This is a genomic window from Streptomyces sp. NPDC034043, assembly GCF_055575675.1.
The window spans coordinates 169452-186677 of the sequence record NZ_JBVISF010000010.1; the positions used below are offsets into that span (position 1 = coordinate 169452).

At 73.3% G+C, this 17226-nt stretch carries 15 protein-coding genes; 12 read left to right on the plus strand and 3 right to left on the minus strand.

The features are described from left to right. Window positions 1-5 precede the first annotated feature (5 nt). From ACZ51S_RS23950 to ACZ51S_RS23960, 3 genes are all read left to right on the plus strand, one after another. Entirely contained in the window at window positions 6-554 is a 549-nt protein-coding gene (locus ACZ51S_RS23950) for a TetR/AcrR family transcriptional regulator (protein ID WP_388944979.1), read from the plus strand. Beyond that, on the plus strand, window positions 554-2098 hold the full coding sequence (locus ACZ51S_RS23955) for an MFS transporter (RefSeq protein WP_388944976.1): 1545 nt from the start codon (window positions 554-556) through the stop codon (window positions 2096-2098). The genes ACZ51S_RS23950 and ACZ51S_RS23955 overlap by 1 nt, the downstream gene beginning before the upstream one ends. Window positions 2099-2176: 78 nt before the next feature. Continuing rightward, window positions 2177-3652 carry a bactofilin family protein gene (locus tag ACZ51S_RS23960; protein ID WP_468476373.1) on the plus strand — a complete coding sequence of 492 codons (1476 nt, stop codon included), beginning with the start codon at window positions 2177-2179 and terminating at the stop codon, window positions 3650-3652. Window positions 3653-3664: 12 nt separating this feature from the next. Here ACZ51S_RS23960 and ACZ51S_RS23965 read toward each other — a convergent pair whose 3' ends face one another. Beyond that, window positions 3665-4294 carry a lysophospholipid acyltransferase family protein gene (locus tag ACZ51S_RS23965; protein ID WP_388944970.1) on the minus strand — a complete coding sequence of 210 codons (630 nt, stop codon included), beginning with the start codon at window positions 4292-4294 and terminating at the stop codon, window positions 3665-3667. A 303-nt stretch (window positions 4295-4597) separates the two neighbouring features. On the opposite strand from ACZ51S_RS23965, the gene ACZ51S_RS23970 reads away from it, so the two are divergent. From ACZ51S_RS23970 to ACZ51S_RS23980, 3 genes are all read left to right on the plus strand, one after another. After that, window positions 4598-5767, plus strand: a complete 1170-nt coding sequence (locus tag ACZ51S_RS23970) for a glycerophosphodiester phosphodiesterase (protein ID WP_468961935.1) — start codon at window positions 4598-4600, stop codon at window positions 5765-5767. Between the two features lie 73 nt (window positions 5768-5840). Beyond that, a complete protein-coding gene (locus tag ACZ51S_RS23975) occupies window positions 5841-6365 on the plus strand; it encodes an RNA polymerase sigma factor (RefSeq protein ID WP_468476371.1) in 525 nt (174 codons plus the stop codon). 37 nt (window positions 6366-6402) lie between these two features. Continuing rightward, window positions 6403-6906, plus strand: a complete 504-nt coding sequence (locus tag ACZ51S_RS23980) for a GNAT family N-acetyltransferase (protein ID WP_388944959.1) — start codon at window positions 6403-6405, stop codon at window positions 6904-6906. A 45-nt stretch (window positions 6907-6951) separates the two neighbouring features. Here ACZ51S_RS23980 and ACZ51S_RS23985 read toward each other — a convergent pair whose 3' ends face one another. Both ACZ51S_RS23985 and ACZ51S_RS23990 read right to left on the minus strand, forming a co-directional pair. Beyond that, window positions 6952-7368, minus strand: a complete 417-nt coding sequence (locus ACZ51S_RS23985; RefSeq protein ID WP_468476370.1) for a hypothetical protein — start codon at window positions 7366-7368, stop codon at window positions 6952-6954. Next, window positions 7361-7729: a hypothetical protein gene (locus ACZ51S_RS23990; protein WP_388944954.1), complete on the minus strand. Its 369-nt coding sequence runs from the start codon at window positions 7727-7729 to the stop codon at window positions 7361-7363. Before ACZ51S_RS23990 ends, ACZ51S_RS23985 begins: the two co-directional genes overlap by 8 nt. 635 nt (window positions 7730-8364) lie before the next feature. On the opposite strand from ACZ51S_RS23990, the gene ACZ51S_RS23995 reads away from it, so the two are divergent. From ACZ51S_RS23995 to cobT, 6 genes are all read left to right on the plus strand, one after another. After that, a complete protein-coding gene (locus tag ACZ51S_RS23995) occupies window positions 8365-9420 on the plus strand; it encodes a methionine ABC transporter ATP-binding protein (protein ID WP_388944951.1) in 1056 nt (351 codons plus the stop codon). Beyond that, window positions 9417-10085, plus strand: a complete 669-nt coding sequence (locus tag ACZ51S_RS24000) for a methionine ABC transporter permease (RefSeq protein WP_388944947.1) — start codon at window positions 9417-9419, stop codon at window positions 10083-10085. Before ACZ51S_RS23995 ends, ACZ51S_RS24000 begins: the two co-directional genes overlap by 4 nt. Before the next feature lie 95 nt (window positions 10086-10180). Continuing rightward, a complete protein-coding gene (locus ACZ51S_RS24005) occupies window positions 10181-11047 on the plus strand; it encodes a MetQ/NlpA family ABC transporter substrate-binding protein (protein WP_467891669.1) in 867 nt (288 codons plus the stop codon). A 244-nt stretch (window positions 11048-11291) separates the two neighbouring features. After that, window positions 11292-12008 (plus strand): GNAT family N-acetyltransferase, encoded by a 717-nt coding sequence (locus ACZ51S_RS24010; RefSeq protein WP_468803346.1) that lies wholly within the window; start codon window positions 11292-11294, stop codon window positions 12006-12008. A 170-nt stretch (window positions 12009-12178) separates the two neighbouring features. Then, complete coding sequence (gene cbiE, locus ACZ51S_RS24015) at window positions 12179-13396, plus strand: precorrin-6y C5,15-methyltransferase (decarboxylating) subunit CbiE (protein WP_468476368.1); 1218 nt, start codon at window positions 12179-12181, stop codon at window positions 13394-13396. A gap of 250 nt (window positions 13397-13646) precedes the next feature. Then, window positions 13647-17099 (plus strand): nicotinate-nucleotide--dimethylbenzimidazole phosphoribosyltransferase, encoded by a 3453-nt coding sequence (gene cobT, locus ACZ51S_RS24020; RefSeq protein WP_468803347.1) that lies wholly within the window; start codon window positions 13647-13649, stop codon window positions 17097-17099. The last annotated feature ends 127 nt before the right edge of the window (window positions 17100-17226 follow it).

Consider the following 17226-nt stretch of genomic DNA (forward strand, 5'->3'; position numbering starts at 1 on the left):
GTCTCATGGCCATGGATCGTGACCAGGTGCTCCGCCACGCGGCGGCCCTTCTCTCCCGCAAATCGACCGCCACGATGGACGAGGTCGCCCGCGCCGCGGGCATCGGCCGCGCCACCCTCCACCGGCACTTCGCCGGCCGCGACGCCCTCGTGCGCGCCCTGGAGGACCTCGGCATCCGCGAGTTCGAGGGGGCCTTCGACCGGGCCCGGCTCGACGAGGGAACGGCCGTGGACGCCCTGAGGCGGCTGATCGCCGAGGCGGAGCCCAACGCCCAGCTGCTGGCCTTCCTCGTCACCGAGAACCAGCTCTTCGAAGGCGACCAGGTCAACGAGGGCTGGGCCCGCCTCGACGCCCGCGTCAGCGCGCTGTTCAGGCGCGGCCAGCAGGAGGGCGACATCCGCATCGACCTGAGCCCCGCCTGGCTCACCGAGGCCCTCTACGGCCTCATCGGCACCTGTGCCTGGGCCGTCATGGACGGCCGGGTCGCCGCCAAGGACTTCCAGTACATGATCACCGAGTTGCTGCTCGGTGGCGCACGACGGAGTGTGGAGTGATGAGCCGAACCGAACAGCTGAAGCGGCGGACGGGAGCGGAGGGGAAGAGCCGCGGGCGCTGGCTCGCACTCTCCGTGCTCGTCCTGGCCGTCCTGCTGATCGCGGTCGACGCCACCGTACTCGGCCTCGCCACCCCCTCCCTCAGCGAGGACCTCAAGCCGTCCGGCACCCAGCTGCTGTGGATCGGCGACATCTACTCCTTCGTCATCGCCGGCCTGCTCGTCTCCATGGGCTCCCTCGGCGACCGGATCGGCCGCAAGAAGCTCCTCCTCGCCGGGGCCACCGCCTTCGGCGCCGTCTCGGTCCTGAACGCCTACGCGACCAGCCCCGAGATGATGATCGTCGCCCGGGCCCTGCTCGGCGTGGCCGGCGCCACCCTGATGCCGTCCACGCTCGCCCTGATCCGCAACATCTTCCACGACCCGCGCGAGCGCAGCCTCGCCATCGGCATCTGGGGCGCCACCGCGTCCGCCGGCGCGGCCGTCGGACCCGTCGTCGGCGGCGCCCTGCTCCAGCACTTCTGGTGGGGCTCGGTCTTCCTGATCAACCTCCCGGTGATGGCCGCCCTGGTCCTCGTCGGCATACGGCTGCTGCCCGAGTCCAAGAACCCGGTCGCGGGCCCCTGGGACCTGATCAGCGTCGCCCTGTCCCTCGTCGGCGTCATCAGCGTCGTGTACGCGGTCAAGGAAGCGGCTACCCACGGCGCCACCCCGGGCGTGTGGATCGCCGCCGCCCTCGGCACCGCCTGCCTCTACGCCTTCGTACGCCGCCAGTTCACCCTGGCCTCCCCCCTGCTCGACATGCGGCTCTTCCGGCACCGCGGCTTCTCCGGCGCGGTCCTCGCCGACCTGCTGACCGTTTTCGGCCTCTCCGGTCTCGTGTTCTTCCTCTCCCAGTTCTTCCAGCTGGTGCAGGGCCGCGATCCGCTGGAGGCCGGACTCGCCGAACTCCCCGCCGCCGTCGGCGCCGTCGTCACCGGCCTCGTCGCCGGCAAGTACGCCCGCGCGTACTCCGTACGCGTCATCGTCACCGGCGGCCTCGCCGCCATCGGCCTGGCCCTCGCGGCGCTCACCGTGATCCACCGCGAGACCGGCTACCCGCTGCTCGGCGCCGCGCTCCTCGTCGTCGGCCTCGGCGCCGGGTTCTCCTTCACCGTCACCGCCGACGTGATCCTCTCCAGCGTCCCCAAGGAACAGGCCGGTTCCGCCTCGGCCGTCTCCGAGACCGCGTACGAACTCGGCGCGGCCCTCGGCATCGCCCTGCTCGGCTCCGTCGTCACCGGCGTCTACCAGGGCTTCACCGCCCCCGCCACGGTCCCCGCCCCGGTGGCCGACGCCGCGCACGAGTCCCTCGGCGGCGCCGTCGAGGCCGCCCGCGCCCTGGACCCGCAGACCGCCCACACCATGGTCGGCGCGGCCCAGGAGGCCTTCGTGGACGGCCTGCGGCTCGCCTCCGGCGTCGGCGCCGCCGTCCTGCTGGCCACCGCCGCGGCCGCCTGGTTCCTGCTCAAGGGCCAGGAGCTCCAGGAGGGCGTCGAGCACTGACGCACCGCCAGACGGCCCCGCCCGCAAGGCGATCGGCGGAATTGACAGTCCGTCGGACGCCGGGACACCATCCCCGCGATGGAGATCAACGATCTGACCCCGGCCGAACGCCGCGTATGGGAGGCCTTCCCGCGCGGTGAGGCGGTCGACTTCCGCGAGAGCCCCGAGGAGACCTCCCACGACGGTGCCTCCTGGGGCCCCGGGCGCACCGTCCGCGCCGAGGTGCTGCGCGCCCTGCTGGTCGGCGGCTCCGCCGAGGAGGGACACGTCGCGGGGATCAAGCTCTACGGCGCGAAGATCAGCGGCAAGCTCGACCTCAAGTACGCGGTCGTGGACCACCCGATCCGGATGCGGGTCTGCTGGTTCGAACGCAAGCCCATGATGTACGGGGCCCAGCTGCGGGCCGTCGTGCTCGGCGACTCCACCCTGCCGGGCCTGACCGCCGCCACCGTACGCGTCGAGGTCGTGCTCAGGCTCTCCTGCTGCCGCATCGACGGTCCCGTCCGGCTCGCCGGCGCGAAGATCGGGGGCGGCCTCTTCCTCCAGGGCGCCGTCATCCGGCCCGGGAGCCTGCCCGACGAGGTCGACGAGCCGCCGCTCCAGCTCAACCACGCCGAGATAGGGACGGACATCATCGCCGGCGGCCTCACCGTCCACGGCGAGTTCCGCCTCAACGGAGCCACCATCGCCGGCCAGGTCAGCCTCGACGGGGCCCGGCTCGTCAACCCCGGCGGCATCGCCCTGCACGCCGAGACCCTCACCGTCGGCAGCGACGTACGCGGCCACCGGCTGCACGCCGAGGGCATGGTCAACCTCACCGGGGCCCGCGTCCCCGGCCAGGTGATACTGACCCGCGCGAGCCTGTCCAACCCCGGCCGGGTGGCGCTGCGCGCCAGCTCCGCCGTCATGGGGGAGTTCTGGCTGCGCAAGTGCCCCACCATCGACGGCATCGTCAACCTGCGCCGCAGCCAGTTCGACATGCTGTGGGCCGAGCCGTCCGTCTGGCCGCCCGTGGTCCGGGCCGACGGGCTCAGCTACCGGCTGCTGCACCCGCACCTGCCCGCCGAGGAGCGGCTGCCGCTGCTGGAACGCGAGGAGGACGGGTACCTGCCGTACGCCTACGAGCAGCTGGCCGCCTCCTACCGCACCGTCGGCGACGAGGCGGGCGCCCGCACCGCCCAGCTGGCCAAGCTGCGCCGCCACCGGCGCACCCGGCCGCGGCACACCCGCCTCTGGGGTCTGCTCCAGGACGTCACCGTCGGCTACGGCTTCCGGCCCCTGCGCGCGGCGGCGTGGCTGCTGGTGCTGACCGTCACCGGGACCGTCGCCTACGGGCTGGCGCCGCCCCGGGCCCTGAAGGCGGGGGAGGCGCCGGAGTTCAACCCGCTCTTCTACACCCTGGACCTGATGCTGCCGATCATCGGCTTCGGCCAGGAGGGCGCCTTCGCGCCGGCCGGCTGGTACCAGTGGCTGTCGTACCTGCTGATCGTGACCGGCTGGGTCCTCGCCACCACCACGGCGGCGGGCGTCAGCCGGTCACTGCAGCGGCAGTGAGCGCGCCGGGGCTCAGGCGGCCTTCGCCTTCGTGGCGTACATGTCCACGTACTCCTGGCCCGACAGCCGCATCACCTCGGCCATCACCGAGTCGGTGACGGCGCGCAGCACGTAGCGGTCGCGGTCCATGCCCTCGTAGCGGGAGAACTCCATCGGCTCGCCGAAGCGGACCGTGACCCGGCCCGGGCGCGGCATGCCCGCGCCGCCGGGCTGGAGCTTGTCCGTGCCGATCATCGCGAACGGGACCACCGGGGCGCCGGTCATCAGGGTCAGGCGGGCGATGCCCGTGCGGCCCCGGTACAGCCGGCCGTCGGGGGAGCGGGTGCCCTCGGGGTAGATCCCGAAGATCTTGCCCTCCTCGAGGATCCGGCGGCCCGTCATCAGCGCGGCGACGCCGCCGTTCGCACCGTCCCGGTCCACCGGGATCATGCCCGCGCCGGTGAAGAACCACGCCATCAGGCGGCCCTTGAGGCCCTTGCCCGTCACGTACTCGTCCTTGCCGATGAAGTGGACCGTACGGTCGCAGACGAGCGGAAGGATCATCGAGTCGATGAAGGTGAGGTGATTGCCCGCCAGGATCACCGGACCCGTGCCCGGGATGTTGTCGAGCCCCTCCACCTTGGTGCGGAACATCAGGCGCATGACCGGTCCGACGGTGGCTTTGATGAGCGCGGTACGGAACAACGTGAGCCCTCCGGCATCGAAAAGCGGCTTTCGCACCACACGGCGGTAGTGCAGGTGAGGACGATACTCGCGGGTCACCCCTGATCGCACATCGGGTTCACGAGCTGGATACGCGTTGTTGACACGTGTTTCCGCCATGTTCCGGCGGAGCCCATCCCCGCGCCACCCGCCCCCGCCTACGATCGCCACGCCGATCCGGGCCTCCACGCCCCCCGGAGATCCCGGGGCCGCGGGCCCGTCGCAGAACGAGGAGTGGCACTGATGACACACGGTGGGGCAGCGCGGCGGACGGTGCTCGGAGCGGCCGTACTGGCGGCCGGAACCGGCATCACCGCAATGACGGCGGGAACCGCCACGGCCGCCCCGGGCGAGCACGGCGGGCACGGCGGGGGCGGCTACCGCGATCTGCCCGTCCCCCTGGTGATCGGACACCGCGGCGCCAGCGGCTACCGGCCCGAGCACACCCTCGGCTCCTACGAGCTGGCCCTCGACCTCGGCGCCGACGTCATCGAGCAGGACCTCGTCCCCACCAAGGACGGCCATCTCGTCTGCCGCCACGAGAACGAGATCGGCGGCACGACCGACGTCGCCGACCACCCCGAGTTCGCCTCCCGGCGCACCACCAAGACCGTCGACGGGGTCTCCGTCACGGGCTGGTTCACCGAGGACTTCACCCTCGCCGAGCTGAAGACCCTGCGCGCGAAGGAACGCATCCCCGCCGTCCGCCAGCGCAACACCCTCTACGACGGCAGGTGGGCCGTCCCCACCTTCGAAGAGGTGCTGCGCTGGGCCAACCGCGAGGGACGCCTGCGCGACAAGCGGATCTGGCTGCACGTCGAGACCAAGCACCCCACCTACTTCCGGAGCCTTGGCCTCGGCCTGGAAGAGCCCCTCGCCAAGCTGCTGCGCCGCTACGGCCGCGACGGCCGCGACGCCGCCGTGTTCCTCCAGTCCTTCGAGCCCTCCAGCATCCAGCGGCTCGCGCGCCTGGTGTCCGCCCCGCGCGTGGTGCTGCTCTCGGCCGCGAACACCCGGCCCTGGGACTTCGAGGTCGCCAAGGACCCCCGTACGGTCGCCGACCTGGTCAAGCCCGAGGGGCTCCAGTGGATCGCCGGCTTCGCCCAGGGCATCGGCCCCACCCTCGACCTGATCGTGCCCCGCGACGCGGCCGGCAGGCTCACCACCCCGACCACCCTCGTACGCGACGCCCACGCCCGGGGCCTGGTGCTCCACCCCTACACCGCGCGCAACGAGAACAGCTTCCTGCCCGCGGAGTACCGCAAGGGCACCGACCCGGCCGCCTACGGAGACGCCTTCGGAGCCTTCCAGAGGTACTTCGAACTGGGCATCGACGGCATCTTCACCGACAACCCGGACACCGGACTCCTCGCGGCGGAGGCCTTCCGCCCCGGCCGCGGCGTCAACCGCTAGCCCCCGGCCCCCGATCGGGTGGGCCGGGCCCGGAGGGGAAACCGCCCGGCCCGGCACCCGCGTCCCGCCCGGCATGGACCTGTTACGGGAACCCGATCTCCTCGAGGAGCTGGGCCCGCTGCTCTCCGCGGAGGCGGCCGCCGAGGCCCCGGCCGCCGGAGTGGAGGCCGCCGACCTCGAACAAGCCGTCTGGGTGCGGCTGCTGGAGCGCGGCCCGCGCGCACCCGACCCGACCGGCCGCGCCCGCTGGCTGCGCCGGGCGGTGCGCGCCGAGGCCCGGCACGCACGGCGCCGGGCCCGGCGCGAGGTCCCGTACGGCGGCACGCCCGCGGACGCCGCCGGCGAGCCGGAGGGCGCCCTGCTGCACGGCGAGGCGAACCGGGCCCTCCGATCGGCGGTCGCCCGATTGCCCGGACGCTGTCCGGAACTGATGGCAGCACTTCTGTCGCCCAGAGACCTGACTTACCGTGAAATCGCAGGAGAGTTGGGTATCTCACAAGGAAGTTTGGGACCGGTACGTTCCCGTTGCCTGGGATGTCTGCGCAGAATGCTCGCTGTCGAGGTTGCGGCTCCTGACCCGTGGGGAAAGGAGCGGTAGACCGGAGAGCCACCAGGTGAGCGGGAGGCATGCGCACATGGGCATGAGTGTGACCATTTCGGCGGCGGCCGCCGAAGACGCCGAGCAGATCTTCAAGCTGCAGTACCTGGCGTTCCAGCGGGAGGCCGAGCTGTACGGCAACTACCTCATCCAGCCCCTCACCCAGTCCCTGGACTCCCTGAAGGCGGAGCTCGCCGAGGACACCGTCCTGGTGGCCCGGCTCGGCGACGAAGTGGTGGGCGCGGTGCGCGGCAGCGTCGGCGAGGACGGCACGGCCAGCATCGCCAAGCTGTGCGTGCACCCCCGCCTCCAGGGTCACGGTCTCGGCGCGCGACTGCTGCGCGGGGTCGAGGAGGCCCTCGCCGGCCGCGGCGGCACGACCCGCTTCCGCCTGCACACGGGCCACAAGAGCGAGTCGAACCTGCGGCTCTACCGCAAGGCCGGCTACGCCCAGGTCGGCAACCGCACCGCCTCCGACGGCGTGCACCTGGTGATCCTGGAGAAGGACGCCAAGGACACCGACTACGCCGTCAGCGCGTAGCCGCACCGCGTGTCGCGGGCCCGGTCGCGGACCGGGTCCGCGGCCTCAGCGCCTGGACCGGAGCCAGAGCATCCCGGTGACCGGCAGGATCACCGGGATGAAGAGATAGCCCATGCCGAAGTCCGACCAGACGGTCGCGTCGGGGAAGGCCTCGGGCCGCACCAGGGTCCAGGCGCCCACGGCCAGCACACCGGCGAGCTCGGCGCCGCAGCACACCAGCGCCGCCCTGCGGGCCCTCTCCCCGCCGCGCACCAGGGAGTACGTGATGAAGGCGTACGCCAGGGCCGCCGCCGCCGACAGCGAGTACGGCAGCGGCGCCCGGTCGAACTCGGTGGAGATCTGGTAGACCGAGCGCGAGACCGCGCCGACCACCATCACGCCGTAGAGCCACACCAGCAGCAGCCCCGGACCGGAGACCAGTCGCTTGCGCCCGGCGGGCGGGGCGGTCGTCGTGTCAGGCACCTGCGGATCCCCAGATGTCGTAGAGGCGTACTTCCAGCACGGCGAGGACGACCGCGCCCGCGGCCACCGTCACCGAGCCCCACTTGGTGCGCTCGGTCAGCGAGAGCATCCCGGCCGCCGGGACCGCCGCGAAGGCGCCCAGCAGGTAGGCCACGAAGATCACCGTCCCCTGTGCGGGCTTCTCGCCCCGGCCCAGCTGGACCAGGCCGATCACCAGCTGGGCGAGGACCAGCACGGTCACCACGGCCATGCCGATGAAGTGCCAGTCCTTGGTCGGCTGGTCCCGCCATGCGGCGTGACCGCACCAGGCGGCGAGGGCGAGGGCGGCCGCACCGATGGCGACCGTCAGGGCGACGAGCATGCAGCGAGGGTATTACGGGCCCGAAGGCCCGATGTGCCCGCCCCTCGGGGCGCGCCCGGCCGGAAGGCGCACCGCCGCATGCCGGAGCCGGCCGCGCGGCCCGAACGCGGACCGTGGCCTTGGCCACAGCGCACCCCGTCCTCGGGTTCGGCGCGGACGTGGCGGTCAGATGCCTCCCGGCCGTGCCGGCACTGGGCGGGCGGGCCAGGTGCCGGGCTCTGGACGCAGGGGTGGAGGAGTCCCGCCGCGTCCGGGATGCGGCCCGATTCCGTCCGCTATTCGGACAGCGTTGATCGGTGAGTCGACGTGTCTGCTTTACTGGGGCGCATGACCACGACGAGCAGCCGCACCCTTGCGACCGAGGCGACGATGACGCCCGGTGCTCGTTGTATGTGTCGAATGTGCGCCTTCTGAGGGCCCCTTCACGCAGTCTCGCGCCCCGAAGCGAGACCGGCCGAGCAACTCCGCCACCCCGGTCGGACGACACCTCCGACTGACCTCCGGTACGGACCGCTCCTGCCCCGCGCACGCGTCGACACCATCGTTTTGTGACGGTTAGACCCGTATCGCGTCCCCAGATGTTTGCCCCGTGCACGGCACCCGCACCCCGTGCACTCGACAGCGACGGAAATCCTGTGATCACCACATCGGGCCTCACGAAGGTCTACCAGTCCCGTGGCCGCGAGGTCACCGCCCTGGACGGCGTCGACCTGCACGTCCGCGAGGGCGAGGTCTACGGAGTCATCGGCCAGAGCGGCGCCGGCAAGTCCTCCCTCATCCGCTGCGTGAACCTCCTGGAGCGCCCCACCAGCGGCACCGTGACCGTGGACGGCGTCGAGCTCACCGCCCTCGCCGGCCGCGGCCGCCGCGCCGGCAAGGAGCTCCGCGAGGCCCGCAGCCGCATCGGCATGGTCTTCCAGCACTTCAACCTGCTGTCCTCGCGCACCGTCCAGGCCAACATCGAGCTGCCCCTGGAGATCCTCGGCGTCTCCGGCCGCGAACGCTCCCGCAAGGCCCTGGAACTCCTCGACCTCGTCGGCCTCGCCGACAAGGCCAAGGCCTACCCCAGCCAGCTCTCCGGCGGCCAGAAGCAGCGCGTCGGCATCGCCCGCGCCCTGGCCGGCGATCCCAAGGTGCTCCTCTCCGACGAGGCCACCAGCGCCCTCGACCCCGAGACCACCCGCTCCATCCTCCAGCTGCTGCGCGACCTCAACCGCCAGCTCGGCCTGACCGTCCTGCTCATCACCCACGAGATGGACGTGGTCAAGGCCGTCTGCGACTCCGCCGCGCTCATGAAGCGGGGCCGGATCATCGAGTCCGGCACCGTCGCCGAACTGCTCGCCACCCCCGGCTCGGAGCTCGCCGGCGAACTCTTCCCGGTCAGCGGAACCGCCACCGGCCCCGACCGCACCGTCGTCGACGTCACCTTCCACGGCGAGGCGGCCACCCAGCCGGTCATCTCCCAGCTCTCCCGCACGTACAACATCGACATCTCGATCCTCGGCGCCGCCATGGACACCGTCGCCGGCCGCCAGATCGGCCGCATGCGCATCGAACTGCCCGGCCGCTACGAGGACAACGTCGTGCCCGTCGGCTTCCTGCGCGAGCAGGGCCTCCAGGTCGACCTCGTCGACGACGACTCCGACCTCGACTCCGAGATCGCCGCACTGGTCAAGGATGGTGCCAAGTGACCTGGTCCGAGATGCAGCCCCTGCTCACCCAGGGCACCTACGACACCCTCTACATGGTGCTGTGGTCCACCCTGGTGACCGTCCTCGGCGGACTGCCCATCGGCATCCTCCTCGTCCTCACCGACAAGGGCGGCCTCCTGCAGAACCGGCCGCTCAACAAGGTCCTCGGCGTGATCGTGAACATAGGCCGCTCGCTGCCGTTCATCATCCTGCTGATCTTCCTGATCCCGGTCACCACCGCCGTCGTCGGCACCTTCATCGGCCCCACCGCCATGATCGTCCCGCTGGCCATCGGCGCCGTCCCCTTCTTCGCCCGGCTCGTCGAGACGGCCGTCCGCGAGGTGGACCACGGCCTGATCGAGGCCGTCGAGTCCATGGGCGGCGGCATCCCGACCCTCGTCGGCAAGGTCCTGCTCCCGCAGGCCCTGCCCTCCCTGGTCGCCGGCGTCACCACCACCGTGATCACCCTCGTCGGCTACTCCGCCATGGCCGGCGCCGTCGGCGGCGAAGGACTCGGCTCCAAGGCCATCACCTACGGCTTCCAGCGCTTCGAGACCGGCTTCATGTTCGCCACCGTGGCCGTACTGATCGCCCTCGTCACGGTGATCCAGCTGATCGGCGACGGCGTGGTACGCGTCCTCGCGCGCCGCGGCCGGACAGCCTGAAGCCCCCACAAGAACCCCCCACCGCAGAGCCCGCACTTGTCGTGCTTGGGCCATCACCCCGCGAACACCCGCGAAAAGTAAGAAAGGCACTCTTCGTGCGTAAGAACACCAAGCTCACCGCCATCGCCGCCGCCTCCGCCGCGCTCGCCCTGGGCCTCACCGCCTGCGGCAGCTCCTCGGACCCGTCCACCGCCGCCAAGACCGACGGCGGCAAGGTCGACGAGAGCAAGCCGCTGGTCATCGCGGCCTCCCCGAGCCCGCACGCCGACATCCTGAACTTCGTCAAGGACAAGCTCGCGGCCAAGGACGGCCTCAAGCTGGAGGTGAAGGAGTTCACGGACTACGTCCTGCCCAACACCGCCACCGAGCAGGGCCAGGTCGACGGCAACTACTTCCAGCACAAGCCGTACCTCGACGACTTCAACAAGAAGAACGGCACGCACATCGTGCCCGTCGTGAACGTGCACCTGGAACCCCTCGGCCTCTACTCCAAGAAGGTCAAGGCCCTCTCGGACATCAAGCCCGGCCAGACCATCGCCGTCCCCAACGACACCACCAACGAGGGCCGCGCCCTCCAGCTGCTCGCCGCGAACAAGCTGATCACCCTCAAGGACGGGGTCGGCACCAGCGCCAAGCTGTCCGACATCACCGACAAGAAGGGCCTGGAGTTCAAGGAGCTGGAGGCCGCCACGGTCCCCCGCGCCCTGAACGACGTCGACGCCGCCGTCATCAACGGCAACTACGCCCTCGAGGCCAAGCTCGCGCCCGCCAAGGACGCCCTGGTCCTCGAGAAGGCCGACGGCAACCCGTACGCCAACTTCCTGGCGGTCAAGGAAGGCAACCAGAACGACCCGCGCATCCAGAAGCTCGCCAAGCTCCTGAACTCCGACGAGGTCAAGAAGTTCATCGAGGAGAAGTACCAGGGCTCGGTCACCCCGGCCTTCGGCTCCCCGGCCGCCTGACGCCGGACCGTCCGACCCGGGACCGTCCGGCCCAAGTCCCCCTGGCGGACGCCGGATTCCCGGCCCCGCGCACCCCCTCGGGCGCGCGGGGCCGCGGGCTGCCCGGGCCGCCCGGAGGATGCCCGCCTCCGGGCGGCCCGGCCCTGCACATCCCCGGGCCGATGCTGCATGCTGTGGCCTACGACCCGCACAAACGGTCCCGTACGAACGGTCCCGCCCCACGGTCCCAGGCATGGAGCTGCGCATGACTACCACCTTCCCGGACGTCACCATCAGCACGGACCGGCTGGTGCTGCGCCCCTTCGAGGAGGAGGACGTCACCGCGCTCGCCGAGATGATGAACGACGAGCAGATCACCGCCTGGACCTCGGTCCCACACCCCTACACCCACGCCGACGCCCACGCCTGGGCCACCGTGCTCTCCCACGCCGAGCGCACCGAGGGCCGCGGCATCGTCTTCGCCGTCACCGAGTTCCTCACCCAGCGCCTCGTGGGCATCGTCCACCTCCGGAACACCGACTGGCGCACCCGCACCACCGAGGTGGGCTACGTCACCGCCCCCTGGGCCCGCGGCGAGGGCTACGCCAGCGAGTCCGTGCTCGCAGTCGCCCAGTGGCTCCTGCGCGACCAGCGCTTCGAGAGACTCGAACTGCGCACCGCCGCCGACAACACCGCCTCCCAGCAGGTCGCCCAGAAGATCGGTTGCATCAGCGAAGGCGTCCTGCGCAACGCATGGATAGTGCGGACCCAGGCGGCCGACGGCAGCTGGACCGGAACCCGCACCGACCTCATCGTCTGGAGCCTGGTCCCCGAAGACCTCGACGACACCGACGAGTACGACGTGTACGAGAGCCGCCACGCCCGCCCCGGCCCCGCCGGACGCCCCGGCCACGACGACGGATACCCCCTGCGCCGGCGTGCCGACGCACACGGCTACGCCGTCGGCGCCGACCGGCGCTGACCCGATGACCAGGTAGTCTCACCGTGACCCCCTGACGGGGCGACGACGCCGACGAGAACGCGAAGACGCCGACGACGCCGGAGACGCCGACGACGCCGGCGAGAACACCGAAGACGCCGACGAGAACGCCGAAAGGCGTCCCCCACCCCCACCCCAGGAGACCGACGACGATGGCCGACCGGGTCACGGTGATCGGCTGGGACGGCTCCCCCCTGACCGCGGCCGCCCGCTCCGCGCTCTCCGCCGCCACCCTCGTGGCCGGAGCCGCCCACCACCTCGCGCTCCCCGAAATCCCGCCGGGCGCGGAACGCATCCGCCTCGGCAGCCTCGGCCTCGCCGCCCGCCGCATCGCCGGCCACCGCGGCACCGCCGTCGTCCTCGCCGACGGCGACCCCGGTTTCTTCGGCGTCGTACGCACCCTGCGCGCCCCGGAACACGGCCTCGAGGTCGAGGTGGTCCCCGCCGTCTCCGCCGTCGCCGCCGCCTTCGCCCGCGCCGGGATGCCCTGGGACGACGCCCAAGTCGTCGTCGCCCACCCCCGCACCCTGCGCCGCGCCGTCAACGTCTGCCGCGCCCACACCAAGGTCGCCGTGCTCACCTCGCCCGGCGCCGGCCCCGCCGAACTCGCCCTGCTGCTCGAAGGCGTCCACCGCACCTTCGTCATCTGCGAGGAACTGGGCACCGAGCGCGAACGCGTCACCGTCCTCACCTCCGACGCCGCCGCCGACCACAGCTGGCGCGACCCCAACGTCGTCATCGTCATCGGCGGCGCCGGGCCCGCCCCCGCCGCCGACCCCGGCTGGCTGCTCGGCCAGAGCCCCGGCCCGGCCCCCGTACGCGGCTGGGCCCGCCCGCAGCCCGCCGCCGACGGACACCGGCCGGGGGAGGGGGAGTCCGCCCAACTGCGCGCCGCCCAGCTCGCCCGGCTCGGCCCCCGCACCGGGGACCTCGTCTGGGACATCGGAGCCGGCTCCGGAGCCCTCGCCGTGGACGCCGCGGCCCACGGCGCCGCCGTCATCGCCGTCGACGCCGACCCACGCGCCTGCGAACGCGTAACCGCCGCCGCCCGCACGCGCGGTGTCCAGATCCAGGTCGTCCCGGGCCGCGCCCCGCACGTACTGGAGAGCCTGCCCGAACCCGACGTGGTCCGCGTCGGCGGCGGAGGACCCGCGGTCGTCGCCGCCGTCGCCGAACGGCGTCCCGAACGGATCGTCAGCCACGCCTCCACGCGCGACGAGGCCGAGGCCATCGGACGCACCCTCACCGAACACGGGTACGCCGTCGAGTGCGCGCTGCTCCAGTCCGTTGCCCTCGACCCCCGGACCTGGGCGGAACAGGAGCGTTCCGTGGTGTTCCTGCTGGCAGCCGAACGCCCCGTGAACCGCTGACGCGGAGCCCGGGGTAGGCTGGCCGATCGTCGTACCGCCAGGTGGACGCGCGACGTGGCGCAGTCCACAGCGGACCGTGGCGGTTTCTGGCCGACACGGCGGCCGACGAGCGCGACAATGCTCAGGAGTTGTTGTGGGTGCGCACGCCAGGCGCCGCACCGCGCGACGACCCGCACGGCAAAGTCCGCACGGCGGGCCCTGTGGGCGACCGGGCGATCGAAGAGGCAACACCGATGGGCGAGGGGTACGCATGACTGACACCGGCCAGGTTCCGGGCGAGGGTCACCCGGACAACACGGGCATGGTGGATCAGCAGGGCATGCCCGCACCGGTCCCGCCCCTGCCCCCGATGCCGCCCCAGGCCCCCGCCGGGTACGCCTTCCAGGACCTCGTGGACGACCCGGCCGAGGCCGAGGACGAGGAACTGCTCCTGATGCCGAGCGGTCACGGGCAGGGCGCCTGGAGCGACCCCCAGGTGGTCCCGCCGGTGCCGGCCTTCCCCGGCGACTACCAGGAGCCCGTCTACACGGAGTACCCCCAGGCCCCCGCCGCCGGCTACCCCGAGCCCGGCCACCTTGGCTTCCCCGAACAGGGTTACCCCGAGGCCTTCCCCGCCGCCGCACAGCACGCGCCCGGCTTCCCCGAGGCCGGCTACCCCACCCCCTTCGCCGACCCCGCCGCCTACAGCGCGGGCGCGCACGAGACCGGTGGCCGCGACTCCGGCTCCCTCGACCTCGGCGGCCTGGTCCCGCAGGCCGGACCGGCCGCACAGGCGCCGCCCGCCGCTCCCGTGATGCCGCCGCGCCGCCCGCTGCACATGGGCCCGCCCATGCCCGACGCCACCGGCGGAGTCGTACGCTCCCTCGCGGACCGGGGCCCGGCCGCCGCACCGGTACCGCCCGCCGCTCCCGTGGCGCAGGCCGCGCCCCAGGCGCAGCAGCCGCAGGCGGCCCCCGCCGTGCCGGCGCAGCCGGCCGAGGCGGAACCGGCCGCGGCGGAGGCGGTGGAGGCCCCGGCCGTCGCGCCGGAGCCGGTCGTGGTGCTGGCCCCCGAGGTGGCCGCCGCCGCAGCCGCTGCCGCCGCGCAGGCCGCGGAGACCGCCGCCGCGGAGGCCGCCGCCGCGCAGGCCGTCGAGGCCGAGGCCGCTGCTGCGGGCGCCGAGGCCGTCCAGGGCGACCCGGCCGCCGCCGTGCCCGCCGCCCCCGGGCCCGAGCACCAGGACCTGCCGGGCGCCGCCCCGCAGCCCGGGGACGTCCCGCCGCAGGCGGGGACCCCGTGGACGGCCGAGCCGGTTGCCGCCGCCGAGCCGGCCGCCGCCGAGCCCGTCGTTGCCGAGCCGGCCGCCGCCGAACCCGTCGTGGCGGAGCCGGTCGTCGCCGAGCCAGTTGTTGCGGAGCCCGCCGCTGTGGAGGCCGTTGTAGCGGAGCCGGCCGTCGTAGCCGAGTCGGCCGCCGTCGCCGAGCCCGCCGTGGCCCCGGCCGCCGTCGCCGAGCCGACGCCCGAGGCCGCTCCGGTCGCCGAGGCGGCCCCCGGGACCGCCCCCGAGGCGGCCGTCGAGGTTTCCGCAGCCGCCGAGGCCGTCGAGGCGGTCGTTCCCGCGCCCGGGACTCCCGCCGAGGCCGTGCCCGCGGCGCCCGAGGCCGTCCCGGCCGCCGCCGAAGCCGCACCCGCGGCACCGGAGCCCGCCGCGGCGGCGCAGGCAGCCGCGCCCGCCGAAGTACCCGCCGCCGTCGCCGCCGAGCCGCAGGGCCCGGCCGAGGCCGTCGAGCCGGCCCCCGCGGAAGCGCCGGTCCAGGCCGAAGCCCCCGCCGAGACCCCTGTCCCCGCCGCGCAGGAGCCCGCCGCCGAGACCGCCGAGCCGGTCGAGGCGCAGCCCGAGCCGGTGGAGGCCGCCGTGCCGCCCGCCGAGCCCGCCGAAGCCGTGGAAGCCGTGGAAGCCGCCGAGCCGGCCGCCGCGGAGCCGGCACCCGGCGAAGCGGCCCCCGCGTACGCCGACGCGGAGCGCGAGGCCGTCCTGCGCGTGATGCGCGAGCGCCGCGACATCCGCAAGGGCTTCCGCACCGACCCCATCCCGCACGAGGTGCTGCTGCGCGTCCTGGAGGCCGCCCACACCGCGCCCAGCGTCGGCCACTCGCAGCCGTGGGACTTCGTCGTCATCCGCTCCGCCGAGACCCGCCGGACGATGCACGAGCTCGCCCAGACGCAGCGCGAGGCCTACGCCAAGTCGCTCCCCAAGGGCCGGGCCAAGCAGTTCAAGGAACTCAAGATCGAGGCCATCCTCGACACCCCGGTGAACATCGTCGTCACCGCCGACCCCACCCGCGGCGGCCGCCACACCCTCGGCCGGCACACCCAGCCGCAGATGGCCCCGTACTCCTCCGCCCTCGCGGTCGAGAACCTCTGGCTCGCCGCGCGCGCCGAGGGCCTCGGCGTCGGCTGGGTCAGCTTCTTCGACGAGCGCGAGATGGTCCGCGCGCTCGGGCTGCCCGAGCACCTGGAGGTCGTCGCGTACCTGTGCGTCGGGTACGTGGACGAGTTCCCGGAGGAGCCGGAGCTGATGCAGGCGGGCTGGTCCCAGCGCCGTCCGCTGGCGTGGGTCGTGCACGAGGAGACGTACGGCCGCCGCGCGCTGCCCGGCGAGGCCCCGCACGACCTGCTCTCCGAGACCGTCGCCGGCATCCGCCCGCTCGACGCGAAGGCGCTCGGCGAGGCGTGGGAGCGGCAGAAGCGCATGACCAAGCCCGCCGGGGCCCTGGGCATGCTGGAGATCATCTCCGCGCAGCTGTCCGGGCTCTCCCGGGTCTGCCCGCCGCCGATCCCGGAGCCGGCCGCCGTCGCGATCTTCGCCGGTGACCACGGTGTCCACGCCCAGGGCGTGACTCCCTGGCCCCAGGAGGTCACCACGCAGATGGTGGCCAACTTCCTGGGCGGCGGGGCCGTCTGCAACGCCTTCGCCAACCAGGTCGGCGCCGAGGTCTGCGTCATCGACGTCGGCGTGGCCGGGGACCTCCCCGCCACCCCCGGCCTCCTGCCGCGCAAGGTCCGCCCCGGCACGGCCGACCTGTCCGTCGGCCCCGCGATGAGCCGCGAGGAGGCCGTCGCGGCCATCGAGGTCGGCATCGAGACGGCCAGGGACCTGGTCGCGGCGGGCAACAAGGCGCTCCTCACGGGCGAGATGGGCATTGCCAACACGACGGTCTCGGCGGCCCTGATCTCCGTCTTCACGGGTGTGGACCCCGCCGAGGTCACCGGCCGGGGCACGGGCATCAACGACGAGACGCACGCTCGGAAGGTCGACGTCGTACGCCGCGCCCTGGAGCTCCACCAGCCCGACCCGAACGACCCGATCGGCGTCCTGGCGGCCATCGGCGGCCTGGAGCACGCGGCGATCGTCGGTCTCCTCCTCGGCGGGGCCTCGCTGCGCACGCCGGTCATCCTGGACGGCGTGAGCGCGGGCGCGGCCGCCCTGGTGGCCCGCGCCATCGCCCCCGAAGCCCTGTCGGCCTGCATCGCGGGCCACCGCAGCGCGGAACCGGGCCACGTGGCCGCCCTCAACAAGCTCGGCCTGCGCCCCCTGGTCGACCTGGACCTCCGCCTCGGCGAAGGCACCGGCGCCCTGCTGGCGCTCCCGCTGGTCCAGAGCGCGGCCCGCGCGATGCACGAGGTCGCCACGTTCGACGCGGCGGGCGTGACGGAGAAGTAGGGGCGGCGGCGGGCACGCAGGCACGCACGCCCGCGCCACGCGCCACAGCTGAACGGGGCCGGACACCAGGGGGTGTCCGGCCCCGGGGCGTTGGCGGGGGCGGAGGCTCAGCGAGCCCGTCTCAGGG